Raw genomic sequence first — 26,168 nt, forward strand, 5'->3', positions numbered from 1 at the left:
AAATATAAAGTTTGTTAATGACTATTCCTTGGACATCGAATACGGAAAATCTTTTTCCTGCGAGCCTCTTTCTTTGTTTGGCTTATTGTCCATCTGGAATTCCAACACGGCTCCATTCATCAATTCTTTGTGGCTAAGCCAGTTTTTTGAATAAGACCGAAGGTTTACGTTTAATGATTTAACATATAAATTATCAGCACTGTTAGCCGGTGCTTTTATTTCAATATTCTTCCCGTTTTCAAGATGAATGACTGCTTCTTTGAAAAGTGGTGCTCCCAAAACATATTGGTCTGTTGCTGGTGTCACCGGATAAAAGCCTAAAGCCGAGAATACATACCAGGCAGAAGTCTGTCCGTTATCTTCATCCCCGCAATAGCCGTCCGGAGTTGCATAATAGAGTTTATCCATTACCTGTCTTGTCCAGTATTGCGTTTTGTAAGGTGCTCCTGCATAATTATACAAATAGATCATATGCTGAATAGGCTGGTTTCCGTGGGCATACTGTCCCATATTCATGATCTGCATTTCTCTTATCTCGTGGATCACACTTCCATAATAGCTGTCGTCAAAAACCGGAGGAAGTGCGAACACCTCATCCAGTTTGGCTTCGAATTTCTTTTTGCCACCCATTAATTTAGACAAACCATCGATATCCTGGAAAACAGACCAGGTATAATGCCAGCTGTTCCCTTCTGTAAAGGCATCGCCCCATTTAAAAGGATTGAATGGCGACTGGAATTTTCCGTCTTTGTTTTTACCCCGCATCAGACCTGTTTCCGGATCGAATACATTTTTATAATTGCTGGCTCTTTTTTTATAAATATCAATTTCCGAAGCTGGTTTTCCCAATGCTTTTCCTAACTGATAAATGGCGAAATCGTCGTACGCATATTCCAGGGTTCTGGCGGCATTCTCATTGATTTTAACATCGTAAGGAACGTAGCCCAAAGTGTTGTAATATTCTACTCCTCTACGTCCAACCGCATCAATCGGGCCTTCATTATTGGCTCCATGTTTCACGGCTTGCCAAAGCGTTTCCACATCATATCCGCGAAGCCCTTTGATATAAGCATCGGCTACTACTGAAGCGGAATTATTCCCGATCATAATATCAGAATACCCCGGACTGCTCCACTCCGGCAAAAATCCTCCCTCCTTGAATGAATTGGCCAAACCTTCCTGCATTTCTACATTGATGCTTGGATAGACAAGATTCAGGAAAGGATATAAAGCTCTGAAAGTATCCCAGAAACCTGTTCCTGCAAACATTTTTCCATCCAGAATTTTCCCGTTGTAAGGACTCCAGTGTTTTACTTTGTTATCAGCATCGATTTCGTATAATTTCTGAGGGAAAAACAATGTCCTGTACAGAGAGGAATAAAAGGTTCTCATCTGCTGATCGGTTCCTCCTTTTACTTCAATTCTTCCCAGTGTTTTATTCCAGATATTTTTAGCATCTGTTTTTACCTGTTCAAAATTCCTGCCTCCAATTTCTCTTTTCAGATTGAGCTCTGCCTGTTCGAAACTGATGAATGAAGAAGCTGTTCTTGCATAAACGCTTTCTTTATTTCTTAGTTTAAATCCAACAATTGCCCCGGCGTGATCGCTTGTGATTTCTAACTGATTGTTCACAAAAACGCTGTCTTTCCAGGTCGTTGTTAAATCAAAATCTTTATCAAACTGGATGACAAAATAATTCTTGAAGTTATTGTACTTCCCTCTGGAATACTTTGTGGTGTAGCCCAGAATTTTTCGTTCTTTGGGTAGAATTTTAATATACGATCCTTTGTTTAAAGCATCAATCACCACGTAAGCACTATCTGTTTTAGGAAAATCGAATTTGAAGAATGCTGCTCTTTCCGTTGGAGTAAGCTCTGTCGTCACATTGATATCAGCCAGATAAACGCTGTAGCTGTAAGGTTTTGCATTTTCGGCTTTATGGCTGAACCAGCTTGCCCGTTCTTCCTCCTTAAATTTTAGTTTTCCGACGCCCGGCATGATGGCGAAGGCTCCGTAGTCATTCATCCATGGAGATGGCTGATGGGTCTGTTTAAAACCTTTGATCTTGTCTGCATCGTAGGTATAAGCCCATCCGTCACCCATTTTTCCGGTTTGTGGGGTCCATAGGTTCATTCCCCATGGAAGTCCTATGGCAGGATAGGTATTTCCGTTGGACAGCGATGGCTTGGATTGGGTTCCCATTAAAGGATTAACATAATCCGCAGGCGATATTCCCTGGCCCAGCGCAAAGATATTGAGTACAATAAAAAAAGTTGAAAATAAAGACTTCATGATATCGTTTTGTTAATTTATCTGTTGCTTTTCTTCAAAGCATAACCTGCAGCACCCAGAATGGCCGCATCTTCAAAAATAGCGGAAATTTTAATAGGAAGCTTGATTTTATACTCTTCCAGATGCTGATTTAACCTCTTCTTAAAATAAGGATAAACTTTTGCAATATTTCCTCCTATAACCAAAACTTCAGGCTCATAGTTTCTGACATATTTTACGATAAAATCTGCAAAAGAATCTGCATAGTCCTCAAAGATTTTAGTTTGTATTTCTTCAGACTGGTCTAAAAGATCCTTTGTTCCGGATATTTCCCTACCGGTTAAAGCTTTATAATGATTTACGAACCAACGAGTGGCAAGATAATCTTCACAGATGGAATCTTTAAAAGGCGAATCCCACAAATCCTCATCCGATGCTACTTCTTCATTATAAAAAGCGGTTCCCAAACCAGTTCCCAGCGTGACTCCAAAAATCCTTTTGTAATCCCGGACACAGCCACCAAAAACTTCTCCTTCCAGAAAAGCTCCGGCATCATTCACGAAATGAATCTGATCTTTGTAAATTGAAAGTCTTTCAGCCAATTCGTTTTTAATATTGACCTGATAGATATCGATAAATTTCCCCTGCTGCATCAGTGAGATCCCGTTTTCATAATCAAAAGGACCGGGCATCGCAATACCGATGAGAAGTTCACTTTTAACCAAATCATGGGTCACTTTTTCAATGGCAGAGATCCAGGCAGAAAAAATAGTTTCCTTTGGACCGAAAGAATCCACATGTTCTCTTACATATGTAGCACTGATGATTTCACGTTTCTCCGGATCTACCTGAGCCATGGTAATATGTGAACCCCCAATGTCTATTCCTACTGTATTTTGCATTCTTTTATGATATTTTTTTTCTTTAGTTAGATACCAGATGTCAGACATCAGATATCAGAAGAGCATCTTTCTAAGATCTAAACTCTATTTTTTACTATTAAAACAGACAGACAAGAAAGCCGGCAGGCTTTCTGTCTGCCTAAAAATCCTCTAATTTATTTTTACTTTTTATACGCCTAATGAGGATTAAGTTTTTATTCCACAATCACCTTTCCGGAAGATTTAATCTTACTGTCTTTTGAATGAATTGTATAAATATAGGTTCCTGCAGATAAATTCTGAGTATTGATTACCATATCATTTTTATCAATTTTTCGGCTCACCATTAATTTTCCTGTCATATCATATAAGGTTATTTCATTGGCAGAAATGTCTTTAATGGTAAAATGAATATTATTTCCTTTTTTAACAGGATTTGGATAAGCATAGCTGATATTGTTTTTTTCAGAAGTAACCTCTTGTGCAGATAATGCCGCAGCACAAGCTACGTCAGTTCTCCAGTTGGTATTGGACATTCCGATGAGGGTAGCAAAGTGCGTATTGGGTGTAGTATCCAGTGCACCGTTTCCACTGCCTTCATTCATTTTCCAGTTGGCTTCAAGGCCTGCTGCATTGGCTGAAACATTACAGTTGTTGGCTAGAATTTCCGCCGCTGTCAACGCTCTTTTCCATACTCTGAATTCGTCTAAGAATCCATTAAGGGTCCGTGCATTTTCATAATTTCTGGCCAGATAAAGAATACCGTTGGCCGTAAAATTACCCGTCACCGGAACACTTGCATCCAGCACACCATTAACATAAATTTTCATGGCTGCACCGTCATAGGTTGCTGCGATATGATACCACGTATTGGTACTGAATGTTGTCACCGTATTCAGCTTTATCTGAGCAGAGCCAAAGCTTAATATGAATTGTAGTTTATTATTGGCCAGATTTCCGTCGCCAAATCTTAGCATTGCAGAATTACTGTCACCTACTTCAATACCCATTACAGAAGAGATATAAGGAAAATTGGGTTTGAATGCATTTACTTTCACCCATCCTTCAAAGGTCACTGCATTTCCGCTAAGGTTAAACTGTCCCGCATTCAGATAATGGGTGCTTCCGTTGAACGAAAGTGATCTGGCACCAGGACTCTGTACAGGAGCAAACCCACTGTTGAACGTTGATTCACCGGAATATACGCTGGTCGTTGTTCCACCACATACAGTCTGTACTTTCCATACATAGTTTGTATTTTCTGTTAAAGCCGGAAGGGTATATGAATTGGTAGTGATATTCGGAACATCAGTCCAGCTTGTTGCTGCGGATGTTTTATACTGTAAATTATAAGAAGCAGCAGTTCCTACGGCATCCCAGGATAATTTAGTCGTAGTTCCCAGATAGCTTTCAGACTTCATCCCTGACGGTGTTCCGCATGTGCTTCCTGAATTAAAACGGGGAGCAAACAGATAAGTACTTTTTATGGTTGCTGAACAGTTTGACTGAATTCTCCAGTCATATTCAGTATTCAGGGTAAGATTACTGATGATGGTATTATTTCCTGACAGATTGGTGGCTGCATTGACCCATGTCGTTGAATTGGCTGGTTTATAATCGACATTATAAGTTTGGGAGGCATTCCCTGTCCAGTTTAGTTTCGCTGACGTTCCGGTAGTATTCGTCACTTCAAGACCTAAAGGAGGATCGCAGGCATCTCCCTGAGTCCATGAATAAAGAGGTCCTGTAAGTAATGTATTTTCGTTGTACAGAATATTTGATCCGGTACTTAAGTAATTTGCATTATTTGCTCCATTAAGATCATACCACATAAATACGCCATACCCATCATTTTTTGTATTGTTGGCCAATGTGGTAAGTGTGGAGGCAGGTGTATTGCTGATCCATGTTGCAGCGGCAGAAAGTTTTGTATTGTTAAGCGGTGGTACTACGGGCGCATCGTAAGTTCCGTAATAGGCATTCCAGCTGTAGTTGATATAATTTCCGGCCATATCTCCGTTGTAACTCTGTCTGGTTGTCGCTGGACCAATATAGTAAAAGGTGATCAGTTTATCCGGCATCGCTAACTTGAGCTCCTGCAAGAGCATGACAAAAGAACTGTTGTTCGGCTGCCCTGTTCCGTTATTTCCATAGCCTGCATATTCATCATCCAGATCTACTCCGTCTAAACCGTAAGTGTAGACTGTGTGAGCAATCTGTTGTGCAAAATCACGGGCCGCTTCACGATTCGGGAAATTGGAAATACCTGCTCCCTGATGGTTTCCTAAGATATCCAACAGCACTTTAATTCCTTTTTGCTGTAAAGGTCTTACGTATGTGTTGACATCATTCAACACTTTTGTGACATTGTTATTATTGGAAATATAAGCTCTGTTTTTAGAAACATCATAGTTGATGTTGGCTGCAAAAATAATGGCCACATCAAAAAGCTGTCTGTTGGTATTTTGCAGTGTATAAGATCCTGCGTTCAGCATATTGTTGTTATTGACTTCTACGTAGCATATTCCAACGGGATTAAGCTGTTGCGCATGAAGCACAGATGCCGTTTGAATGACCAGGGCGGTCAGGGCAGTTAGAATAGATTTTTTTTTCATATAATTTCAATTTTGATGGCTGATAAAATCATCGGGCCGAAGCCCAATGACTGTTTTTTATTTTATAATTAATTTTTCTGTCTGTTTCAAACTGCCGTCCTGAGATTCGAACCGGATGATATAATTTCCTATTGAAAGCTTCGACAGATCATACCAATAATTTCCGGCCTGTAATGTTTTCGTTTCAACAGCACTTCCATTAAAATTATAAACCGATAATTTTCCTCTGTTGTATTCTTCAGGAACAGACAACGTAAGTGGTGACGATGCACTGACAGGATTTGGATACAATCTGATCTGTTTTTTAGCTGATGTCAGCTCTGAACCTTTTATTTTTTGATTTTCAGCACTTGCGGAAGCCTTCTGAGTTCCTGTCGGACATGGAATATCTGTTACCCAATTGGAAGCATCTACGCCTGTTAGTGTCAATGTAACTCCGTTTCCTGAGCTATCCTGAACCGTTGAACCACTGCCTTCATTAAACTTCCAGTAGGCAGCAAGAGAAGTTGCAGGAAGTGTTACATTACACATTTTCTGACTGATTTCTGTCTGACTTAATGCTCTCCTCCAAACTCTGACCTCATCTATTTTACCATTAAAATTTCTGGATGTATTGTATAAATAGCCTACATTAAATGATCCATTGGAAGCAATATTTCCGGTTTGGGATTTGGTAGCATCAAGAACGCCATTGATGTAAATCTTCATAGCAGAACCGTCATACGTTGCTGCAACGTGATACCAGGTGTTGGCATTTAGTGCTGTAACTGAAGCCAGCTTTTGCTGAACATTATTGATGCTTACCACAAACTGAAGTTTGTTATTGGCAAGATTGGCATCTCCCAATCGTAAGAATGCAGAATTACTGTCACTCACTTCCGTTCCCATAAGAGAGGAAATGTAAGGAGATCCTGACTTGAAAGATGAAGGTTTGATCCATCCTTCAAAAGATAATGCGGAACCGTTTAAATTCATATTTCCTGCCGAACCGGATTCACTGGTGCCATCCAATAAAAGAGAGGTTGATGCTGAAGGAGTTGTTGCGCCTGCACTTTTGAATCTCGGAGCGAAAATATAAGTACTTTTCACGCTGCAGTTCGTTCTGATTCTCCAGTCATACTCTGAATTGGCTGTCAATCCGGATATGGTAACAGAAGTAGCAGAAATCGATGTTGCCGCGCTTGTCCATGTGGTAGCTGAAGCTAGTTTGTAATCTACATCATAAGTATTGGTTCCTACCGCTGACCAGTTCAGTTTTGCACTTGTTCCGGTAAGGTTGCTGGTAAATAATCCGATTGGGGCATCACAATTGGCTCCAGCCGTCCATGACTGCAAAGGAGTGCTTAAAACCGTCTGCTGTCCGTATAAAGTTTGTGTTCCGGCAGAAAGCTGCGCGGTTTCATTGGTTCCGTGAAGGTCATACCAAAGAAAAAGTCCGTAGCCGCCGGTTTTGGTTTGGCTGGCTAAACTTGTTGTTGTAGAATTGGAAGTATTTCCCATCCAGACTGCTGCTGGGGAAATCTGTGCTTTTGTAAGAGGGGGAACATTGGGTGCGGAAAAAGTTCCGTACATGGCGTTCCAGCTGTAATTGATATAGTCTCCCACTCTTAATCCGTTCCAGGAAAGCTTTGACGCTGCCGGACCGTAATAATAAAATGAAATGATTTTATCCGGAAGTAAAGCTCTCAGTTCCTGAACAAGCATCACAAAAGAGCTGTCATTGGGCTGGCCTGTTCCGTTTTGTCCGTAATCAGAATATTCATCATCAAAATCGATCCCGTCCAACCCGTAGGTATTTACCGTATGAGCAAGTTGTAAGGCAAAGTCTTTAGCTGCCTCACGGGTTGGAAAATTACAAAACCCGGCTCCCTGATGATTTCCCAGAATGGTTAAAACCACCTTCATCCCTTTATTCTGAAGCGGTTTTATATAGGTATCAGCATTGGTGAGCACTTTGGTTACGTTATTGTTATTGCTCAGATAGGCTCTTCCACGACCTGTATCGTAATTGATATTGGCCGCAAAAATATTGACAACATTAAATAAATAATTCCCTGAGGTCTGCAATTTGTATGATCCGGCATTCAGGATATTGTTATTATTCACCTCCACATAGCATATTCCCGTGGGATTAAGCTGCTGTGCATTCAACACAGGTATTGCATGAATGATCAGTAAGATCAATGTAGTAATGGCTTTTTTCATAATGTTTTTTTTAAGTTATTTTGATGTATTGATATCTATTCACTCTCTCTCAAAAAGAAGAAAATGATCAGCTACGGACTGAGAATTTCACAAGGCTCTCCCTCAATGAATTTCTGGTAAAACACTGCAACTAAAAAACGGGAATAAAGGGCATGCTGCCACCTTCTGCAAATATCGAATCTAAGTCAGTAAATCCTGATTCTCGTTAAAGGTTTTCCACAACAACTCTCCGAATAATGTATTGGCCCACGCAAACCATTCTCTGGTGAATTTTTTGTCATTGTCTTTATGGAAGGACTCATGCATAAAGCCTGTTCCTCCATGGGTTTTCTGTAAAGTATCTATACACCATTTGATTTCCTTTCTGTCTTTCGTAGTAAGGGCTTTCATAATGATGCTCATTGGCCAGATCATATCAAGACCGATGTGTGGTCCACCGATTCCTTCTGCCAGTTTTCCTTTAAAAAAGAAAGGATTGTCTTCTGACCAAACGTAATTTCTTGTATTTATGTAAACCGGATCATCAGCTTTTACGGCACCCAGATAAGGAAGGCCTAAAAGGCTTGGACAATTGGCATCATCCATTAAATTATAACTGCCGAATCCATTGGTTTCGAAAGCATAAATCTTTCCATATTGAGGGTGATTGTAGATCCCGTATTTCTTGATGGCCGCGTCTACCTCATCTGCCAGACTATTCAGCTGCTGAGCCAATGTTTTTTCGTTTTTGATCTGTGAAACCATTTCCGCTGCCTGACGTAAACTCAAGACTGCAAATAAATTGGAAGGGATAAGGAAAGCATAGATCGTAGCGTCATCACTTGGGCGGAACATAGAGTTGATGAGTCCTACAGGTTTTGTCGGATAACCATAACCTCCCATCGGAATTCCATCTGTAGCCCAGGCTGTCGTTCGTTCGAATTGATAGGGGCCTAAACCTGTTTTTCTCTGTTGTTCTATAAAAGTCTGCAAAGTAAGCTTGATTCCCTGCAGCCAATTGTTATCAAAAGGTTTTGTATCTCCGGTAGTCTTCCAGAAATGATAAGCGAGGCGGATAGGATAGCACAATGAATCGATCTCCCATTTTCTCTCATGGATCCCTGGTTTCATGTCCGTATGGTCATATTCTTTCCACTTGCTTATTTTATTGTTATCATTATAAAAAGCATTGGCATAAGGATCTTTCAGGATGAATTCTGTCTGTTTGTGAATCACTCCGGAGATCAGCTTGTGAAGTTTTTCATCCTTCTTTGAGAACTGCAGGTATGGGAAAACCTGTGCAGAACTGTCGCGAAGCCACATCGCATCAATATCTCCTGTAATCACGTAGGTATCGGGTTTTCCATCCGTTTCTTTGTAAAAAACGGTGGTGTCTAAAGTGTTGGGAAAACAGTTTTCAAAAAGCCAGGATAATTCTTTATTCTTCACTTTCTTTTTAAAAGCTGCAATGGCAGTGTCTACCGCTTCACTCGTAAAATGTCTTTTATCTTTCGGTACACGGACCACCGGAAAATCTTCTATACTCAATGTTTTAGCAAAAACATTTTGAGTAAATAATAATCCTGCTCCTGCTATTGCACTTGTCTTTATAAACTTTCTCCTTTCCATTATACTTTATATTTCGTTGTTTTTTATTAATCTATTGTACAGGTTTTCTTCCCATTACAAATTTCAGTTCTCCTCCATTCATAATATCACTGTGGTTAATTTCCCAGCTTTTGAATTCTTTTCCATTCAGGAACATTTTCTGAACGTAGATATTTTTATCAGAAATCTTATCGGCAATTACCGTGAAGGTTTTTCCATTCTCCAGTTTTAAGGCTACTTTCGGAAACTGTGGTGCACCAATGGCATATACAGGTTTTCCGGGAGTCACCGGATAGAATCCTAATGACGAGAAAATATACCATGCAGACATCTGACCGCAGTCTTCATTATTGACAATGCCGTCCGGCTTTGCTGCGTACATATTATCGCGGATGAATTTGACCATTTTTTGCGTTTTATAAGGAACCCCTGCATAATTGTACAGGTAAGGGACATGGTGCCCCGGTTCGTCACCGAATCCAAGAGAACCGATGAATCCTGAAATATCCACGTGTTGCTCACCGATCATCTTAAGTTCTTCGGTAAAGGTTTTATCCAGTTTTTCTTCGAATCCTTTTTTCCCTCCATAGAGATCCATCATTTCATCGATCTTATGGGGAACAAAGAAATCATACGCCCAAATGTTTCCTGAAACCCAGTGCGGCTGAAGTTTTTTCCAGTCGTTCAAAGTAAAATCCGGTAAGAATTCTCCATTTTTCTGTTTTGGCCAGAAGTGATTATTTTCTTTGTTAAACGTATTAAGGAAGCTCAGGGAACGTTTTTTATACACTTCTGCTTCGTCTTTTTTACCTAATTTTTCGGCAAGCTGCTGAATGCACCAGTCGTCATACGCATATTCCAGCGTTGCGGAAACTGAGGCTCCGTTTTCTGATGGAGTGTAGCCTAATTTAATATAATCATTCAGGCCTCCGCCACCATCGCTGCTGCTCATTTTGTCCGTTAAAGAAGCATCTTTCATCGCCGCAAATGCTTTCTCCTGATCGATTCCCGGCACCCCTTTTGAAATAGCGTCCCAGATAACCGATACACTATGATAGCCGAGCATACAGAAGTTGTCATAACCACACAATTCCCAGATCGGCATATGGTCTTTACGGTCGGTGTATCTGCTGATCAGAGAGTTGGCAAATTCTTTGGTATGTTTATGATCCATAATGGTCAGCAATGGATGGGTTGCCCTGAAGCCGTCCCAATAGGAATAGGTACTGTAGTTGGTAAACCATTTGGTATTCATATTTTCCTGAGCAGCTACATAATCTCCGTTGGTATCCATATAAAGATTAGGCGCAATGAAAGTATGATATACTCCTGTGTAAAAGATTTTTCTCTGGTCATCCGTACCGCCGGTCACCTGGAATCTGTTGATGAGATCTCTCCAGGTGTTCTGAGCTGTTTCTTTAGCCTTTGCAAAATTCACATTCTTAGCTTCGGCATCAAAGTTTTCCTGAGCACCTTCTGTACTTACGGGAGATAAGGAAACTTTTACTTCAATGCTTTCATTCTCCTCCGTTGAAAATCTCACGTAAGCTTTGGCATCTTTTGCAAGAGCTATTTTTTCGTTCTCTTTTATTTTTCCTTCGGAATAAGTTCCATAGGATTTAAAAGGTTTTGAAAATTCCATCACGAAATAAGCAAAACGTTTTCCGCCCCAGCCGTTGCTGTAGCAGTATCCTTTAATTTTATTGTTTCCTTCTATGCTTACAAGGGTATGGTAAATATTCCCGAAGATTTTATTGGTAGGATCAATGATGACATTGGATTCTTCACTCTTTGGGAAGGTATATTTATGGAAACCTACTCTCGGAGAAGCAGTCAGCTCGGCTTTGATTCCGTAGCTGTCCAACATCACGGAATAATAGCCCGGTGAAGCGGTTTCCTTTTCATGACTGAATGTCGAACGGTAGCCACTTTCCGGCTTGTCTTCCGAACCCGGAAGCATCTTTATTTTCCCAACGGTTGGCATCACTAAAATATCTCCCAAATCTGCCCAGCCCGTTCCGCTGAGATGATTATGACTGAATCCCATGATGGTTTTACTGCTGTAATGATACCCGGAACACCAATCCCAATCGCCACTTTTGGTATTCTGATCCGGACTGAGCTGGATCATCCCAAAAGGGATAGTCGCTCCGGGAAAGGTATGACCGTGCCCTCCTGTTCCTATGAAAGGATCTACCCAGGAAAGAACATCATTCTTCCTTTGCTGGGCATTTCCAGCATGAGAAAACAGGATCAGTGATAAAATTATAAGCAGTTCTTTTTTCATAATCATAATAGGGAAATCTTAAAAATTTCTCAAGATAAGGGTTTATTCAACAATATAAAAACCATAACAATGATTTCAACAAGCAGGAAAATAAAGTTAACCAGCATATTCCTCAGATTTTAATCCATTTAAAGCGAATTCTTTTTCATAAAGTCAATGATTTCAGAAATATATCCAAATGCAATGGCCACAACGGTATCCGCCGCTCCATAATAGACGGTTACCTTATCTCCTTCTGAAAGAGCAGCACACGGGAACACCACATTGGGAATATCTCCCGTAAGCTCATACAATTCTGCCGGAGCCAGTAAATAAGGTTTCGTTCTGTACAGTACTTTTGACGGATCTTCAAGATCCAGCAGCGATGCTCCCATTGAGTAACGGAATCCTCTGCAGGTATTAATTACTCCATGATAGAAAAGCAGCCATCCTTCATCCGTTTTAATCGGAACAGGCCCCGCGCCTATCTTTGTGCACTGCCACGCACTGTCTTCAAACGGTGCTACCTTCATTACGCACCGGTGCTCGCCCCAATATTTCATATCCGGGCTGTAGCTGATGTAGATATCTCCGAAAGGGGTATGTCCGTTATCACTCGGTCTGCTCAGCATGGCATATTTACCGTCTATTTTTTCAGGGAAAAGAACTCCGTTTCTGTTGAAAGGAAGGAATGCATTTTCGCACTGAAAGAATTCTTTAAAATCAAATGTATAGGCAATTCCGATGGTTGGGCCATGATATCCATTGCACCAGGTGATCCAGTACCGGTCTTCTATAAAGGCAACCCGAGGGTCGTATTTATAATCGGATTCTATCATTTCAGTATTTCCAGATTTCATGTCAATAGGATCGTGATTGATCTCCCAATTGATTCCATCCTTACTGAAGCCTGCAAAAATATTCATCTGCACGGCTTTGTTGTCACAACGGAAAACTCCTGCGAACCCATCTTCAAAAGGAACCACCGCACTGTTAAAAATGCTGTTGGACGTAGGGATTGCATATCTGTTGATGATCGGATTTGCAGAGTAACGCCACATGATATCACGGCTGTCTTCCGGACGATCCTGCCAAGGGATCTTTGCTGGTTGAAATGTCATAAAGTATTTTTACTTTTTTATTTAATATGTTTAATAAATGATTTAGTGTTCTTTTAATTTTTCAGAATAGGAGAACGGAACAAAGAGGGTTACAATAAAAGCAGGAATCGTCGCAACGAGTACCCAGATAAAGAACATTTTATATCCTATCCAATCGCTGATCATCCCACTGAACATTCCGGGAATCATGACTCCAAGATTCATAATACCGGTGGCAAAAGCATAATGAGCCGTTTTATGTTCACCCGGTGCGATCTGCTGCATGATGTAGAGCATCAACCCTACAAAACCGAATCCGTAGCCAAAGTATTCTACCACAACGGCAACGCCTACAGGAAGCAACTCGGTTGGCTGGAAATAAGCCAGCAATGCATAAACTACAAATGGAATATTAAAGGCCGAACACAGCCAGATCAGAGATCTTTTCAGTCCTCTGCCCGCAATGAAATAACCCGCCAATACAGATCCTAAAATAAATGCTGCTGAACCATACGTTCCGTAAATAAGTCCAATATCTGATGTAGACAATCCCAATCCGCCTGACGTTCTCGGAGCTTTGAAAAATAGAGGCGCAATTTTTATTGCAAATCCTTCTGCAAAACGGTAAAGGATAATGAACAATACGGCCCACATAATATTTTTCTTTTTGAAGAAAGAAGTAATTACTTCCAGTAGCTCCTTACGGATATTCCCTGCCTTTTTGGTTGCTTTTTTTTGTTTATTTTCTTTCGGCAGAATCGCATAATGATACATAGCTAAAGCTAAAAACAGAAGGCCATAAATTCCCATGATGATCATCCAGGCATTAACAACCCCTTTTGTTTTTTCCAGAACTCCGGCGAAATAAACAAGCACCCCACTGCTGATAATTTTGGCCAGATTATAAAAAGCGCCCTGCCAGCCGATATATTTTGCCTGTTCTTTGTTTGTTAAAAAATTAATATAGGTACCATCTGCTGCAATGTCATGCGTGGCGCCACAAAATGCAACCACTGCGAATAGGGCAATGCTGTATTTGAAAAAATCCGGCAAGGGCAGCGTCAGTGCGATCAATGCAAATAAAATTCCTATAGCAAACTGAGTGGCCACTACAAAGAATTTTTTTGTTTTGTAGATCTCCAGAAAAGGGCTCCAGAGAGGCTTCAATGTCCAGGAAAACATAATGAGCGCTGTCCAGAATGTGATCTTAGAGTCTGAAACGCCCATGTCCTTGTACATAATCCCGGAGACCGCATTAATGGTCACAAAGGGGATCCCCATTGCAAAATACAATGTAGAGATCCAGAGGATTGGTTTTACCGAACGGGTTTCAGAGCTGTTGTTTTCCATATTCAATTTAAAATAGATAAAGAAAAGAGGGCCTCTCAAAAGTGGCATTCCGGATTGAAACGAAACTAAAATTGAAGAATTCTGAAACAAGTGTTTTAAGAAATTTCTCCTTCCGAAATGAAAAAAACAAATTAAATCTAACCTTTGAGACGGCCTCTATATCCTGATCATTGATCTGCTTAAAATTATTACTTTTTATCCCACCATAGTTTGGTGGCTCCGTTGTCAGGACCGCCTAACTGCTGAACGGCCTGTGCGTAATTAAAAGTTGAATTTTTGGTGTCATTTGTAAACGGAACTCTTCTGATCATCTGATCTGTATTAATTAATCCTCCACTATCATTTTTTCTGACTTTGAATAAAACCGGATATCCTGTTCTTCTCTGTTCTGTCCATGCTTCAGGACCATCCGGATAAAGAGCCAGCCATTTTTGCGTGATAATTCTTTCCAGTTTCTTTTCGTTAGAATCGCCGTTGTTCCAGGCAATTGTAATTGTACTTAATTGTGAATCCCCGGCAAGTACATTATTATCTGAATTTTTAGGATCAATATAAGGAGCTTCTGTAGAAACACTATCCGTAAGATAAGCAGCTACGTCAGCACTTTTACCCCATTCCCCAAAAGATTGGCTGACACCCGCCTGATAATTGGCTTGTATATCACCTGCACCCGAATAACCTCTCAAGGCTGCTTCAGCTTTTAAAAACCAGGTTTCAGCAGCAGTAAACAATTTGAACTTTCCGTTTACACCGGAAAAATAATCACCGCTGGCAGCTCTTGCTGCCGGTTGAGAATAGCCACCATAGGTAGGTTGTCCATTGATTAAATTAATACCCTGACGTATTCCTATATACTGAGGTTTGCCATTGATATAGGTTGCCGGATCAGTTGCCGGATTGGCATACGCAGGTAGTCTTGGATCTTTGAATCCATTCATATAAGCCATAATGGGTGCCCCTATAGAACAGTCACCCCACGAATAGATAATAAAACTTAATTCGTGTTGCCCAACATTGATTAAAGCATTGTCTGCATTATCAGATATTAATCCTGCGGATGAGGCCAGAGCTTCTTCAGCATACTGTTTTGATTTTGCGGGATCAGCATAACTCATACGCAAAGCAAACCTCAGCTTAAGAGAGTTGGCCAACTTGGCCCATTTGGCTATATCTCCACCATAAATCAAATCTGATTTTTTCACCACACTTTTATCTTCTACATTCTGCGTTGCTGAAGTATTTTGTACTTTTTGTAAATCAGAAATGGCAACGGTAAGATCATTAACAAACTTATTGTAAGCGTCCTGCTGAGAATCGAAATCTGTAATCCCGTTTGCATTAGGCGTGTCATATTTGCTGTATACTACGGGTCCGTGGCGATCTGAAACTCTTGATGCTGTAAGAATTTTCAATATTTTTTTAACTGCAAAAGTTGCTGTGAAATCTATTCCCGGATAATTGTTTTTTGCGGCATTATCAATGATAATAGAATTATTAAAAGTATCCTGCTGTCTCGCAATGATTCTATTGTTCCAGCCATCCATCATTAAGTAGGTGAGATTATTTGTTCCTCCATTAAATTGTGATGCTGTACTAAACATTCCGCTATACATATCTGCATTAAGATTGGTTGCTAACTGATAATCTGCCTGAAAACCTCTTTGTATGGATTTCATGGGATCTACAATTGCTTTAAAATCTGCATAAAAATTTTCCGGACCACCGACTTTTTCCTGATTAAACTCTTCAAAATCTCCGGTGCAACTGGAGGCAGAAAAAAACACTGCTACTCCAATTATATAAGTTTTAAAATTAATTATTTTCATTTCAGTATGGTATATTTAGAAGTTAGCTTTTAATGATAATCCGATAGATCTGGTAATTGGTATCCCAAAAGAATCCACTCCTACACCACCAGGTGTGTTTCCTGAAACCTGCTCAGGATCAAACGGTGCTTTTTTATAAAAGAAAAACAGATTTGTTCCCACTATACTTACAGTTGTGTTTCTCAGGTAGCTGGAGTTAATATCAAAAGTATAGGCTATAGATGCCTGGCGCAGTCTTACAGTGGTTGCACTGTATATATAAGCTTCATCAATTCCTGCTCCTTCCTGGTTCGCTCCTACAGCTTTATAATAAACTTTAGCATCGGTTAGCCCGGTATATGCTGCTCCTGCATTCGGAGTTCCCGGTGCATATACAGCATTCGGGATAGCTACTCCGCCTGCATCTCTGGCTGACGCACTCGTCTGGCTTACCCCAAGCATATCATTTGCTTTTTCTGTAAGAGACAGCACTTTACCCCCAAATTTCCCATCAACAAGAAAAGAAATCCCCAATTTTCCAATATTAAAAGTGTTGCCAAACCCTAACATAAATTTAGGATTCGGATTCCCCAAATAGCCGATGTTTTTCTCTGCCAAAGGTTTTCCATCAGCATCAACCAGAATTCTCCCCTGGTCATCTCTCAGGAATTTGATCCCATAGATATCGCCGAAAGATCCGCCCACTTTAAGTTTCGTATAAGCACCTCCACCAGTAAGTGCAAGAGGTAGATTTTCCGGAACTTTTAACCTGTCTGGAAATAATTCCACAATTTTGTTTTTGTTGGTAGACCCATTCAAATTAGCCGTCCAGCCGAATTTTCCTGAATCAAATATTTTATAGGACAGAGAAGATTCAAAACCTGTATTTTGTATTTTTCCAGCGTTTACATAATAGGAACCGGATGGCAAACCTCCTAAATTAGAGGAGATCGTAACTGGCAGAAGCTGGTTGGTAGCTTTTGAATTGTAATAGGTAATATCAAAATTCAATCGGTTTTTAAACAATCTTAATTCAGTCCCCACTTCAAAAGTCTTATTGAGCTCCGGTTTTACAAACAATTCACTAAAAGCAGGATCTGTCACGAGTGAATATTTAGGATATAAAATTTGACCAGCATCCACAATATATCCGTAAGCAGTATTATATGGAGTTGTTGCAGTTGTCAAATTGGCGGGTAGTCCCAATCCTACGGTAGCATAAGATCCTCTGATTTTCCAAAAATTAATAGTTTCAGGCAGTTTAAAGATGGAGGATAAGACAGCATTAACCCCTACAGATTCATAATCGTATCCATTAGTTCCTGTAAAAGCCAATGTAGAATCCCAATCATTTCTAAAGGTCATATCTACATAAAACATATTCTTATACCCCAAAGATGCACTTGCAAAAACAGACTGTATTTGTTTTTTAGTACTGTAATTTATATGATGAAACCCATCTCCTACGCTCCGGTCTACATTCCATTGAAGGTTACTGACTGTAAATAAATTCGGAGCTGACAAGTAGGCATTATCAATTTCTGTAACTGTATTTCTTGAAGTATTGATACTTCCACCAACTGTAAAATCCAGTGAAATATCTTCGCTCAGTTTCGGACTTCCTACCAATAAGACATCCCCATAAGTAGAAGAGTTTTCATATTTGTTTTGAAGAAGCCTTCCATTAATTCCGCTACTCGTTATAAGATTTGGATCTGAATAGGCTGAGACTCCTCTTTGGCTATCCGTCACATTCCAGCTATAATTCCCTCTTACCCTTGCAGATAACCAAGGATTAATCTGATAGGCAAGAGATAAAGCGCTATACGTATTTTTGTTATTAACCGTAACTTTATTTCTGTTTAATATCCAATAAGGGTTTTGCGTTGCAGGATTTCCGTTGAATTTTCCATCTGGTCCTATCGCCCACCAGTTTTGAGCAGGTAACAATCTCGTTTTGTCGATATAAGAATAGTTACTATTATTATACTGATCAAAATCTACTCCTCTTGGCAACCAATATAAACTGACTAAAGGTGAAAAAGAAACACCGGGAGTCTGTCTGTTGACACTGTTCTGTAACGAACCAATAAAATTAGCATCCAACGTTAATTTATCATTCAGATATTTGCTGGAATTTCTAAAAGAAACATTGTATTGATCAAAATAAGAAGAAGGTACAATCCCTTTATTTGTAGTATTTCCTATAGAGAAATAATTTGTTGATTTTTCTGTTCCTGACTGGAAAGAAAGGCTATTAACCCATGTCGTTCCATTTTGCAGGAAATCTTTCAAGTGATCCTTAGAAGCGCCTTTTGCCCCCCAGCTTTCATTGGAAACACCCGGCGTTTGGCCAGACACTGCAGGATCATAAGAAAGATAGCTATGTTGCAGCTTGGGAAGACTATATGCCTGATCTACCGTCAGACTGGTATTGTAAGTGATAGAGCTTTTCCCTAATTTTCCTTTTTTAGTTGTAATCAGTATAACCCCATTACCACCCATAGAGCCATAAAGAGCAGAAGCAGAAGCCCCTTTTAAGAAGTTCATGCTTTCAATATCATCCGGATTGATGGAGCTTAAAACGTCTCCTGCATCAGGCATTGTAGAATACTGGCTGGCCTCGGGAGCTTTGCCAACCCCGTTTATAATAGGTATACCGTCTATTACATATAGCGGCTGACTGCTGTTGGCTGATTTATTCCCTCTCATTAAAACCCTCACCGAACTTCCCACCCCGTTAGTTCTATTGATCTGTACGTTGGAAACTTTTCCACTGATAGAATTTAAAAAATTGGGAGTTTTCACTGCTGTAAGTTCGTCTCCACCGATCTGCTGGCTTGAATACGTTAAAGAACGGGCCTGCCTTTTTATTCCTAAAGAGGTTACAACCACCTCTTCGATTTTGGTTGTATTAGCAGTATCTGCCTTTTTAGTTTCCTGTGCGTAAGCAGACAAAGAAAAAACTAATAAAACCGGTATAACAGTTTTTCTCATAAGGTTTAGTTTTATTAAGATTTATTTAAGAATCAATTCCATCACTTTATATATTATTTACCATATAAAATAAGATGAATCTTCTTCTTTCTTCAACATTATGTTCCATATGCATTAAATAATTAAAGTTTTGTTAAGATTTAATTCATATTAGCAAATCTAAATTTTGTTCACAGCCTGATATAATGCTATTTTATCATAAAACGATATTATTTTTTCAGGTCTTTTTTAGATACCAGATTTACCCTCTGATTTGCAGCATAGTACATCCATTTCAAACTTTTGTTTTTTGCATGATTTACCTGCTGTTTTTTTAACACTTTTTGACTAAAAAGCATCTGTCCCCCATCAAAAAAAGATCCGGATAGAGGTATCCGGATCTTGGGTATATACAATGTATTTCGTTAATTTAAAATAGGTTACTCAATTTTTTTCACCCCCTTAAAAAGTTCTTTAAATTCAGTAGGAGTTGTTTTTTTAATAGATTTAAAAACTTTATTGAAATTGGCTATATTATTAAATCCAGCCTCAAAAGCGGTCTCAAAAACGGTAAGATTTTTCTCCATTAACCACCGAGCAGCATAGCTGATTCTGATTTCATTCAGATAATTCACAAAAGTTTTACCGGTTCTTTTTTTAATAAATCTGTTGAAGGTGACACTGCTCATATTGATCAGCGAAGCAGCATCATGGAGTGTTATTTTATTTTCAAAATTCTTATGGACAAAGTCATGAACAATCTTCATCCTGTCATTATCAGCGAAGGTTTCAAGTTCTATACTATAGGATGACAATACGGTTTTATCTTCTGCAATGGCCAATTCATTGAGAATTTTCATGATCTCGATAAAAGATTCAAAGCTGTTCATTTTTGATAAATTGAGAAAGGATTCTTTCACTTTTTCAGCGGTTTCCTGCGAAAATAAGATTCCCCGAATTGAGTCTTTCATGAGGTTGCTGATCGGTTTCAGAATATTTTTATCCATCATAGACTGATTAAAAAAATCCTGATTGAACTGTACTGTGATCTCATGGGTCTTGCGGTTTTTGCACTTGTGGTTGGCCCAGCAGTGTGGTAAATTGGGACCTACCAGTACCAGTTCGATGTCGCCGATCTCTCCTGTATGGTCACCGATCATACGCCGGTATCCCTTTCCTTTGATGATAAAATTGATCTCAATCTCCGGATGATAATGATAAGGGAAATCAAAGGAGGCTTTTATCCTGTCAAATACAAGAAAACTGTCCTCAGGAGATAACGGGGTGATTTCTCTCAAAATATTTTCTAGCTTGCTCATTTAATCTTTGAAGAAGTTAAAGTTATCATTCAATACAGTACTTTTTACAAAATTGATAAAAAACTAATCAACTAATATATAATTTTTATTTTTTCTCTGTTTTTAATTAAAAAAGTGAAACAAAAATTGAACATCGCCCCTATAATGGATAATAGAAACCTTATGAATCCTCTAAAATAATGCGTATAAAAACAGGTTTCATTTATTAATACTCGTAAAACCTTCTTTTTTGTATCTTTAGACTAAAGTAATTGTATGCAGAAGCAGCTTATTTTTGAAGATCACTATAAAAAACTTGGCCTTGAAATATTCTCCGAAGACAATTTGGGGATCATCAACGGAAATCAATTCAGATATGACATTAAAATTCTTTTCATTCCGGAAGGCTATGCACTTACCGTAGATTTTAATCATTATAAAATCTCAAAACCCTCCCTGTTCTTTCTTACCAGCCAGCACCTGAAGATAGAAATAGGAAAAGAGAAAGCTACACTGCTCTATTATAACCGTGATTTCTACTGTATTCAGATTCATGATAAAGAAGTAGCATGCGACGGACTTCTTTTTCACAATGTATTTGAAATTCCTTTTGTAGAGCTTAATGATACAGAAAGTTCTGACATTAAAAATTTATTTCAACATATAAAAAATGAACTAGAATGGAAAGATTCTTCTGCTGAGGAAATGATCAGAACCTATGTAAAACAGATCATCATCCGGGCTACCAGAAACTGGAAAAAGCAGCATCTTAATAATGACACCATCAAAATTCCCGGCAGCGAGCTGGATGTTTTCAGGGACTTCAGCAGGTATCTGGAAATTCATTTCAGAGAGAAGCACAATGTGGCAGATTATGCAGAGCTTCTCCATATCGCTCCGAAAACATTAACGCATAAATTTAAAAACCTAAATATAGACTCCCCGAATCAGTTGATTATCAACAGAATTTTACTGGAAGCGAAAAGGCTTCTTTTCTACACCGATAAACCCGTTAAAGAAATTGCCTACGATCTTGGCTATGAAGATCCTGCCTATTTCAACCGGCTTTTCACCAACAAAACAGGAAACACACCATCAAATTTTAAGAAAAACTACTCATCGGGAAAAAAGTACAACATTTAAGTCTTTTTATCTATTGAATCCGGCTTACAGCCACCCTATATTTGTATCATCAAAATCAATATATTAAAACAACAAAAAGCAAACATTATGAAACGTAACGCAACAGCCGTTTGGAACGGTAACATCAAAGAAGGTAACGGACATCTAACGACCCAAAGTACAACTTTAAACGAAACTCAGTATTCTTTCAACAGCCGTTTTGCTGACGGGGTGGGAACGAACCCTGAAGAATTGCTTGCCGCAGCCCACGCAGGATGTTTTACCATGAAGCTAAGTGCAGAACTTTCTCAGGCAGGTTTTACACCTGAAGAGCTAAAAACAACTTCTGTGATTACTCTTGATCCAAGCCTTGGAAAGATCACAAAATCTGAACTGACTTTAACGGCAAAAGTTCCGGGACTTTCAGAAGAAGATTTTCAAAAATATGCTAAAATAGCTGAAGAAGGTTGCCCGGTAAGTGCAGCTTTCAATTTTGAGATTACTTTGAATGCTACTCTAGCTCAATAATATTCAAACTCATTTTTTCGAAACCATTAAGGCTTTTTAAGGAATGAAGGAAAGTTAAGAAAATATCAAATGATATTTTGAGGCAGCGCACCTTATAACCGCCCGCGGATTCTTAATTCTTCTTCTGTGCTTAAAAATTCTTAATGGTTTTAAATTTTATATTCCGCACATCAAGCAGATTTCCCCAGCGAAATAAAGAAAATTAAAGATTCTAAAAACATTAAGTGTATTGATTAACTACAATCCATAAAATTTTTAATTATTAAAAACTTTAGTTCTAAAACTTTTACCATCCTGAAAAAAGGAAGACCAAATCAGTAGAAAATCAGAGATTTTCATAAGAACTTAAGTGGACTTCTGCCTACTGCATTTACCTTAAAATAACTAAAGTGTTTCAATATGCTTTTGTGACCTTTGTGCTCATAGATTAGACATACATCATGATGAAGGCAAGCAATGATTTCAAAATAAAATATACCAATCGGTATATTTTTGTATATTTGTATTGAAATTAAATACTTAAATGTCAAAAGCAGAAAAGACCAAACAGTTTATCATTGAAAAAACAGCTTCTTTATTTAATACGAAGGGCTATTTGTCTACGTCTTTGTCTGATATCACAGAGGTAACAGGTTTAACGAAAGGCAGTATCTACGGAAATTTCGAAAATAAGGATGAAGTAGCTCTTGAAGTATATAAATATAATTCAAACCTTCTAGCCAAAAATATGGCCCGCTCTCTAGGGGAAGAATTTCCTTCTACGATTGATAAACTTAACGCTTTTGTTAATTTTTACCGTAAAAACTGGAAAGCGGTATTTGAAAACGGGGGGTGTCCTCTGATGAATGCTGCCACTGAAGCCGATGATACTTTTCCCAGCCTGAAAAAACAGGTCACCCGATCGTTTGAAATTTGGATAAAAAAAATAGCAAATGTGATTGCAGACGGTCAGCAAAACGGAGAAATACATCCAAAGATCAATGCTGATGAGTACGGATCTCTGTTTATTATGATGATTGAAGGCGGAATATTACTGTCCAAAACAACAGAAGAGGAAAAATATTTACATATGGCTTTGGACAGAATCGTATTCATGATCGATAAAGAATTAAAAATACTTCCCTCATAAATTTTTCACTATGGAAACAAAAAAAGTGGCTATCGTAGGATACAGCAGAATTCCTTTCGCAAGAATCAATACAGCCTATGCAGACCTGGATAATCAGGAACTTTTGGAAGCTGCACTGAACGGACTGATCAACAAATACCATCTACAGGGAAAACTTCTTGGTGAAGTAGCCGGTGGCGCGGTAATTAAACATATCTCTGAAAGCAACCTCATCAGGGAATCTGTGATGAATACGGCACTGGATCCTGCTACGCCTGCCTGTGATCTTCAACAAGCCTGTGATACTGGAATTGAAGCTGCAGTCTATATTGGAAATAAAATTGCATTGGGACAAATTGAAAGTGGTATTGCCTGTGGCGTGGAAGCCATGAGCAATATCCCTTTTGAGTCTGCGCCAAGATTAAGAAAAGCCCTGTTAAAAGCCAATAAGGAAAAATCAGTATTGGGAAAACTAAAACAGTTGCTGACTCCACAACTGAAAGACTGGATGCCTATTCCTTATAAAGGACAGGAACCGAAAACGGGTCTGGTCATGGGCGGACATACGGAAATCACGGCAAAATACTATCAGATATCGCGTGAAGAGCAGGATCAACTGGCGCTAAAAAGTCATCAGAATATGGCCAAAGCTTATGACGAAGGTTTTTTTGATGATATGATTATTCCTGCATTCGGTTTGGATAAAGACAATAATCTTCGCCGCGATACCAGTATTGAAAAGCTTTCGCAGCTAAAACCGGCTTTTGATAAAGAGAACGGAACTTTGACCGCTGGAAATTCTACCCCTTTTACCGATGGTGCGTCAGCAGTTTTGATGGGAAGTGAAGAATGGGCCAAAGCCAACGGACTTCCTATTCTGGCGTATGTCACCTTTTCAGAAGTAGCGGGAATTGAATATGTGGAAAATAAACATAACCTGCTTCTCGCCCCCGTTTTCGCCGCAGACAGAATGCTCAGAAAAGCAGGAATGAGCCTTGAAGATTTTGATTATTATGAAATTCATGAAGCATTTGCCGCTCAGGTTCTTGCCACCATCAAAATCTGGGAAAATGATGATCTGGCGAAAAAATTTGGTTTGGAAAAAGCACTGGGAAAAATCAACAGAGATAAGCTGAATGTAAAAGGCGGAAGTCTCGCAGTAGCCCACCCGTTTGCCGCAACAGGCGGTAGAATTATTGGCACGCTGGCGAAACTGCTCCATGAAAAAGGAAGCGGAAAAGGGTTCATTTCTATTTGTGCCGCCCGTGGACAGGGGGTAACGATGATTTTAGAAAAATAAAACAGAAAATATGGACAGATTAGCACAACTACAGCAATTCATCGGAAAGGAATTTGACCAGTCACCATCCCCTTTCATGAAATGGCTCAATCCGATTGTTCTTTCTGTAGAAGAAGGACATCTAGAGTTTCAATATACCGTAAGACCGGAATGGTTGAATCCTATTGGAAATCTTCATGGCGGGGTAACAGCAGCCATCGTTGACGATATCATAGGAGCCACCATGTTCTCACTGAACGAAAATTCTTTCATAACAACCATCAATAATGTGATCGATTATTTTTCAACTGCAAAAGAAAATGATAATATTGTAGCCGAAACGAAAATTATAAAAAGAGGGCGGCAGTTTGTCAATGCGCAATGCGAAATATGGAACGCAGACAAAACAAGACTGATTGCCAGAGGAACCTCTAATCTATTCAAAATTAATAACTAGATATGAAAAGAGTTGTCATTACAGGACTGGGCGCGGTGACGCCTTTGGGGAACAATGTCGAAGATTTTTGGCAAAATAGCATTAACGGTGTCAGCGGAGCAGGTTTAATTACCCATTTTGATTCAGAAAAATTTAAAGTGCACTTCGCCTGTGAAGTGAAAAACTTTGATTCGAAAGTTTATCTGACCCACAACGAAATAAAAAGAAGCGATCTGTTTTCACAATATGCAATGTATGCTTCTACTGAAGCTATTCAGGATTCTGGACTGGAGCTGGAAAAAATGGACCCGTTTGATACCGGCGTAATCTGGGGTACTGGTCAGGGAGGAATGCTCACCTTCGAAACTGAGGTGATGAATTTTTCACATGGTGACGGAACTCCCAAATTCAATCCATTCTTTGTCCCTAAATTTATCGCCAATATGGCTTCAGGAATGATTTCCATGAAGTTTGGGCTTCAGGGAATCAATTATACTACTATTTCAGCGTGTGCAACAGGAAATACAGCATTGATGGATGCCTTCAATTATATCCGCCTTGGAAAAGCAAAAGTCATTATCAGCGGTGGTTCTGAAGCAGCAATCACTCCGGCTTCTGTGGGTGGTTTCTCCATTATGAAAGCAATGTCTACGAGAAATGATGATTTTGCAACTGCAAGCCGTCCTTATGATGCAGACAGAGATGGTTTTGTAATGGGTGAAGGTGCCGGTGCTCTGATCCTTGAAGAGTATGAGCATGCCAAAGCAAGAGGTGCAAAAATTTATGCTGAACTTGGTGGCGCTGCAATGACTGCTGATGCCTATCATATGACAGCACCTCATCCGGACGGAGTGAGTGCCATTAAAGCCATGCAGCTGGCAATGAAAGAAGCAGGAGCCAATATGGAAGATATTGATTATCTAAATCCTCACGCCACCTCTACTCCACTTGGAGATCTGGTAGAATTAAAAGCCATCAGTTCAATATTCAGAGGAAGCAAGAACCTTGATATCAGTGCTACAAAATCTATGACAGGACATTTATTGGGGGCTGCCGGAGCTGCAGAAGCCATCCTTTCGATCAAAGCTATAGAAAAAGGAATTATTCCTCCAACGATCAATCTGCATAATATCGATGAAAACATCCCTAAAGATGTGAATATCATTTTTGGAGAAGCCAAAGAAAAGGAGATCAATTTCGCATTAAGTAATGCCTTTGGATTCGGAGGACATAATGCTACTTTGGTTTTTAAAAAGTTTAAATAATCTTTAATGATTCAATAATTCAATCCCTGTGCTCTCTGGCGCAGGGATCTTTTGTTTTTCCTCTTGCACGTTGTGC

Annotated in this window: 17 protein-coding genes; 6 read left to right on the forward strand and 11 right to left on the reverse strand. The window is 39.3% G+C overall.

The genetic code is table 11. The features are described 5' to 3' along the window. Positions 1–21 precede the first annotated feature (21 nt). From BUC06_RS05105 to BUC06_RS05155, 11 genes are all read right to left on the reverse strand, one after another. Positions 22–2,292: a GH92 family glycosyl hydrolase gene (locus tag BUC06_RS05105; RefSeq protein ID WP_073330592.1), complete on the reverse strand. Its 2,271-nt coding sequence runs from the start codon at positions 2,290–2,292 to the stop codon at positions 22–24. A 17-nt stretch (positions 2,293–2,309) separates the two neighbouring features. Then, positions 2,310–3,173, reverse strand: coding sequence for an ROK family protein (locus BUC06_RS05110; RefSeq protein ID WP_073330812.1), 864 nt, complete (start codon positions 3,171–3,173; stop codon positions 2,310–2,312). A gap of 194 nt (positions 3,174–3,367) precedes the next feature. Continuing rightward, on the reverse strand, positions 3,368–5,767 hold the full coding sequence (locus tag BUC06_RS05115; protein WP_073330596.1) for an endo-beta-N-acetylglucosaminidase H: 2,400 nt from the start codon (positions 5,765–5,767) through the stop codon (positions 3,368–3,370). 57 nt (positions 5,768–5,824) lie between these two features. Beyond that, positions 5,825–7,972, reverse strand: coding sequence for an endo-beta-N-acetylglucosaminidase H (locus BUC06_RS05120; protein WP_073330599.1), 2,148 nt, complete (start codon positions 7,970–7,972; stop codon positions 5,825–5,827). Positions 7,973–8,152: 180 nt separating this feature from the next. After that, entirely contained in the window at positions 8,153–9,580 is a 1,428-nt protein-coding gene (locus BUC06_RS05125; RefSeq protein WP_073330602.1) for a glycoside hydrolase family 125 protein, read from the reverse strand. Positions 9,581–9,611: 31 nt separating this feature from the next. After that, positions 9,612–11,846: a GH92 family glycosyl hydrolase gene (locus tag BUC06_RS05130; protein WP_073330604.1), complete on the reverse strand. Its 2,235-nt coding sequence runs from the start codon at positions 11,844–11,846 to the stop codon at positions 9,612–9,614. A gap of 128 nt (positions 11,847–11,974) precedes the next feature. Further along, a complete protein-coding gene (locus tag BUC06_RS05135) occupies positions 11,975–12,946 on the reverse strand; it encodes a glycoside hydrolase family 130 protein (protein ID WP_073330606.1) in 972 nt (323 codons plus the stop codon). 42 nt (positions 12,947–12,988) lie between these two features. Further along, positions 12,989–14,275: an MFS transporter gene (locus BUC06_RS05140; RefSeq protein ID WP_073330816.1), complete on the reverse strand. Its 1,287-nt coding sequence runs from the start codon at positions 14,273–14,275 to the stop codon at positions 12,989–12,991. Positions 14,276–14,463: 188 nt separating this feature from the next. Next, positions 14,464–16,101, reverse strand: coding sequence for a SusD/RagB family nutrient-binding outer membrane lipoprotein (locus BUC06_RS05145; protein WP_073330608.1), 1,638 nt, complete (start codon positions 16,099–16,101; stop codon positions 14,464–14,466). A gap of 15 nt (positions 16,102–16,116) precedes the next feature. After that, positions 16,117–19,077, reverse strand: a complete 2,961-nt coding sequence (locus tag BUC06_RS05150; RefSeq protein WP_083563970.1) for a SusC/RagA family TonB-linked outer membrane protein — start codon at positions 19,075–19,077, stop codon at positions 16,117–16,119. Between the two features lie 419 nt (positions 19,078–19,496). After that, positions 19,497–20,375, reverse strand: a complete 879-nt coding sequence (locus tag BUC06_RS05155; protein WP_073330611.1) for an AraC family transcriptional regulator — start codon at positions 20,373–20,375, stop codon at positions 19,497–19,499. A 255-nt stretch (positions 20,376–20,630) separates the two neighbouring features. Between BUC06_RS05155 and BUC06_RS05160 the strand changes: the two genes are divergently transcribed. From BUC06_RS05160 to fabF, 6 genes are all read left to right on the forward strand, one after another. Continuing rightward, entirely contained in the window at positions 20,631–21,497 is an 867-nt protein-coding gene (locus BUC06_RS05160; protein ID WP_073330614.1) for a helix-turn-helix domain-containing protein, read from the forward strand. An 87-nt stretch (positions 21,498–21,584) separates the two neighbouring features. Then, entirely contained in the window at positions 21,585–22,004 is a 420-nt protein-coding gene (locus BUC06_RS05165) for an OsmC family protein (RefSeq protein WP_073330617.1), read from the forward strand. A 523-nt stretch (positions 22,005–22,527) separates the two neighbouring features. Further along, positions 22,528–23,133 (forward strand): TetR/AcrR family transcriptional regulator, encoded by a 606-nt coding sequence (locus BUC06_RS05170; protein WP_073330620.1) that lies wholly within the window; start codon positions 22,528–22,530, stop codon positions 23,131–23,133. Positions 23,134–23,143: 10 nt separating this feature from the next. After that, the gene (locus BUC06_RS05175; RefSeq protein ID WP_073330623.1) at positions 23,144–24,412 is read left to right on the forward strand and encodes an acetyl-CoA C-acetyltransferase; all 1,269 of its coding nucleotides are present in this window, start codon (positions 23,144–23,146) and stop codon (positions 24,410–24,412) included. Positions 24,413–24,422: 10 nt separating this feature from the next. Beyond that, on the forward strand, positions 24,423–24,848 hold the full coding sequence (locus BUC06_RS05180) for a PaaI family thioesterase (protein ID WP_072924627.1): 426 nt from the start codon (positions 24,423–24,425) through the stop codon (positions 24,846–24,848). Between the two features lie 2 nt (positions 24,849–24,850). After that, entirely contained in the window at positions 24,851–26,092 is a 1,242-nt protein-coding gene (gene fabF, locus BUC06_RS05185; RefSeq protein WP_073330626.1) for a beta-ketoacyl-ACP synthase II, read from the forward strand. The last annotated feature ends 76 nt before the right edge of the window (positions 26,093–26,168 follow it).

Origin of the sequence: Chryseobacterium carnipullorum (assembly GCF_900142785.1) — a bacterium.
GTDB classification, from domain to species: Bacteria; Bacteroidota; Bacteroidia; order Flavobacteriales; family Weeksellaceae; genus Chryseobacterium; species Chryseobacterium carnipullorum.

What these genes read in the sequence shown, in the direction of transcription:
- BUC06_RS05105 (WP_073330592.1), bottom strand. Translation starts at nt 2,292, where the DNA reads ATGAAGTCTTTATTTTCAACTTTTTTTATTGTACTCAATATCTTTGCG.
- BUC06_RS05110 (WP_073330812.1), bottom strand. Translation starts at nt 3,173, where the DNA reads ATGCAAAATACAGTAGGAATAGACATTGGGGGTTCACATATTACCATG.
- BUC06_RS05115 (WP_073330596.1), bottom strand. Translation starts at nt 5,767, where the DNA reads ATGAAAAAAAAATCTATTCTAACTGCCCTGACCGCCCTGGTCATTCAA.
- BUC06_RS05120 (WP_073330599.1), bottom strand. Translation starts at nt 7,972, where the DNA reads ATGAAAAAAGCCATTACTACATTGATCTTACTGATCATTCATGCAATA.
- BUC06_RS05125 (WP_073330602.1), bottom strand. Translation starts at nt 9,580, where the DNA reads ATGGAAAGGAGAAAGTTTATAAAGACAAGTGCAATAGCAGGAGCAGGA.
- BUC06_RS05130 (WP_073330604.1), bottom strand. Translation starts at nt 11,846, where the DNA reads ATGAAAAAAGAACTGCTTATAATTTTATCACTGATCCTGTTTTCTCAT.
- BUC06_RS05135 (WP_073330606.1), bottom strand. Translation starts at nt 12,946, where the DNA reads ATGACATTTCAACCAGCAAAGATCCCTTGGCAGGATCGTCCGGAAGAC.
- BUC06_RS05140 (WP_073330816.1), bottom strand. Translation starts at nt 14,275, where the DNA reads ATGGAAAACAACAGCTCTGAAACCCGTTCGGTAAAACCAATCCTCTGG.
- BUC06_RS05145 (WP_073330608.1), bottom strand. Translation starts at nt 16,101, where the DNA reads ATGAAAATAATTAATTTTAAAACTTATATAATTGGAGTAGCAGTGTTT.
- BUC06_RS05150 (WP_083563970.1), bottom strand. Translation starts at nt 19,077, where the DNA reads ATGAGAAAAACTGTTATACCGGTTTTATTAGTTTTTTCTTTGTCTGCT.
- BUC06_RS05155 (WP_073330611.1), bottom strand. Translation starts at nt 20,375, where the DNA reads ATGAGCAAGCTAGAAAATATTTTGAGAGAAATCACCCCGTTATCTCCT.
- BUC06_RS05160 (WP_073330614.1), top strand. Translation starts at nt 20,631, where the DNA reads ATGCAGAAGCAGCTTATTTTTGAAGATCACTATAAAAAACTTGGCCTT.
- BUC06_RS05165 (WP_073330617.1), top strand. Translation starts at nt 21,585, where the DNA reads ATGAAACGTAACGCAACAGCCGTTTGGAACGGTAACATCAAAGAAGGT.
- BUC06_RS05170 (WP_073330620.1), top strand. Translation starts at nt 22,528, where the DNA reads ATGTCAAAAGCAGAAAAGACCAAACAGTTTATCATTGAAAAAACAGCT.
- BUC06_RS05175 (WP_073330623.1), top strand. Translation starts at nt 23,144, where the DNA reads ATGGAAACAAAAAAAGTGGCTATCGTAGGATACAGCAGAATTCCTTTC.
- BUC06_RS05180 (WP_072924627.1), top strand. Translation starts at nt 24,423, where the DNA reads ATGGACAGATTAGCACAACTACAGCAATTCATCGGAAAGGAATTTGAC.
- fabF (WP_073330626.1), top strand. Translation starts at nt 24,851, where the DNA reads ATGAAAAGAGTTGTCATTACAGGACTGGGCGCGGTGACGCCTTTGGGG.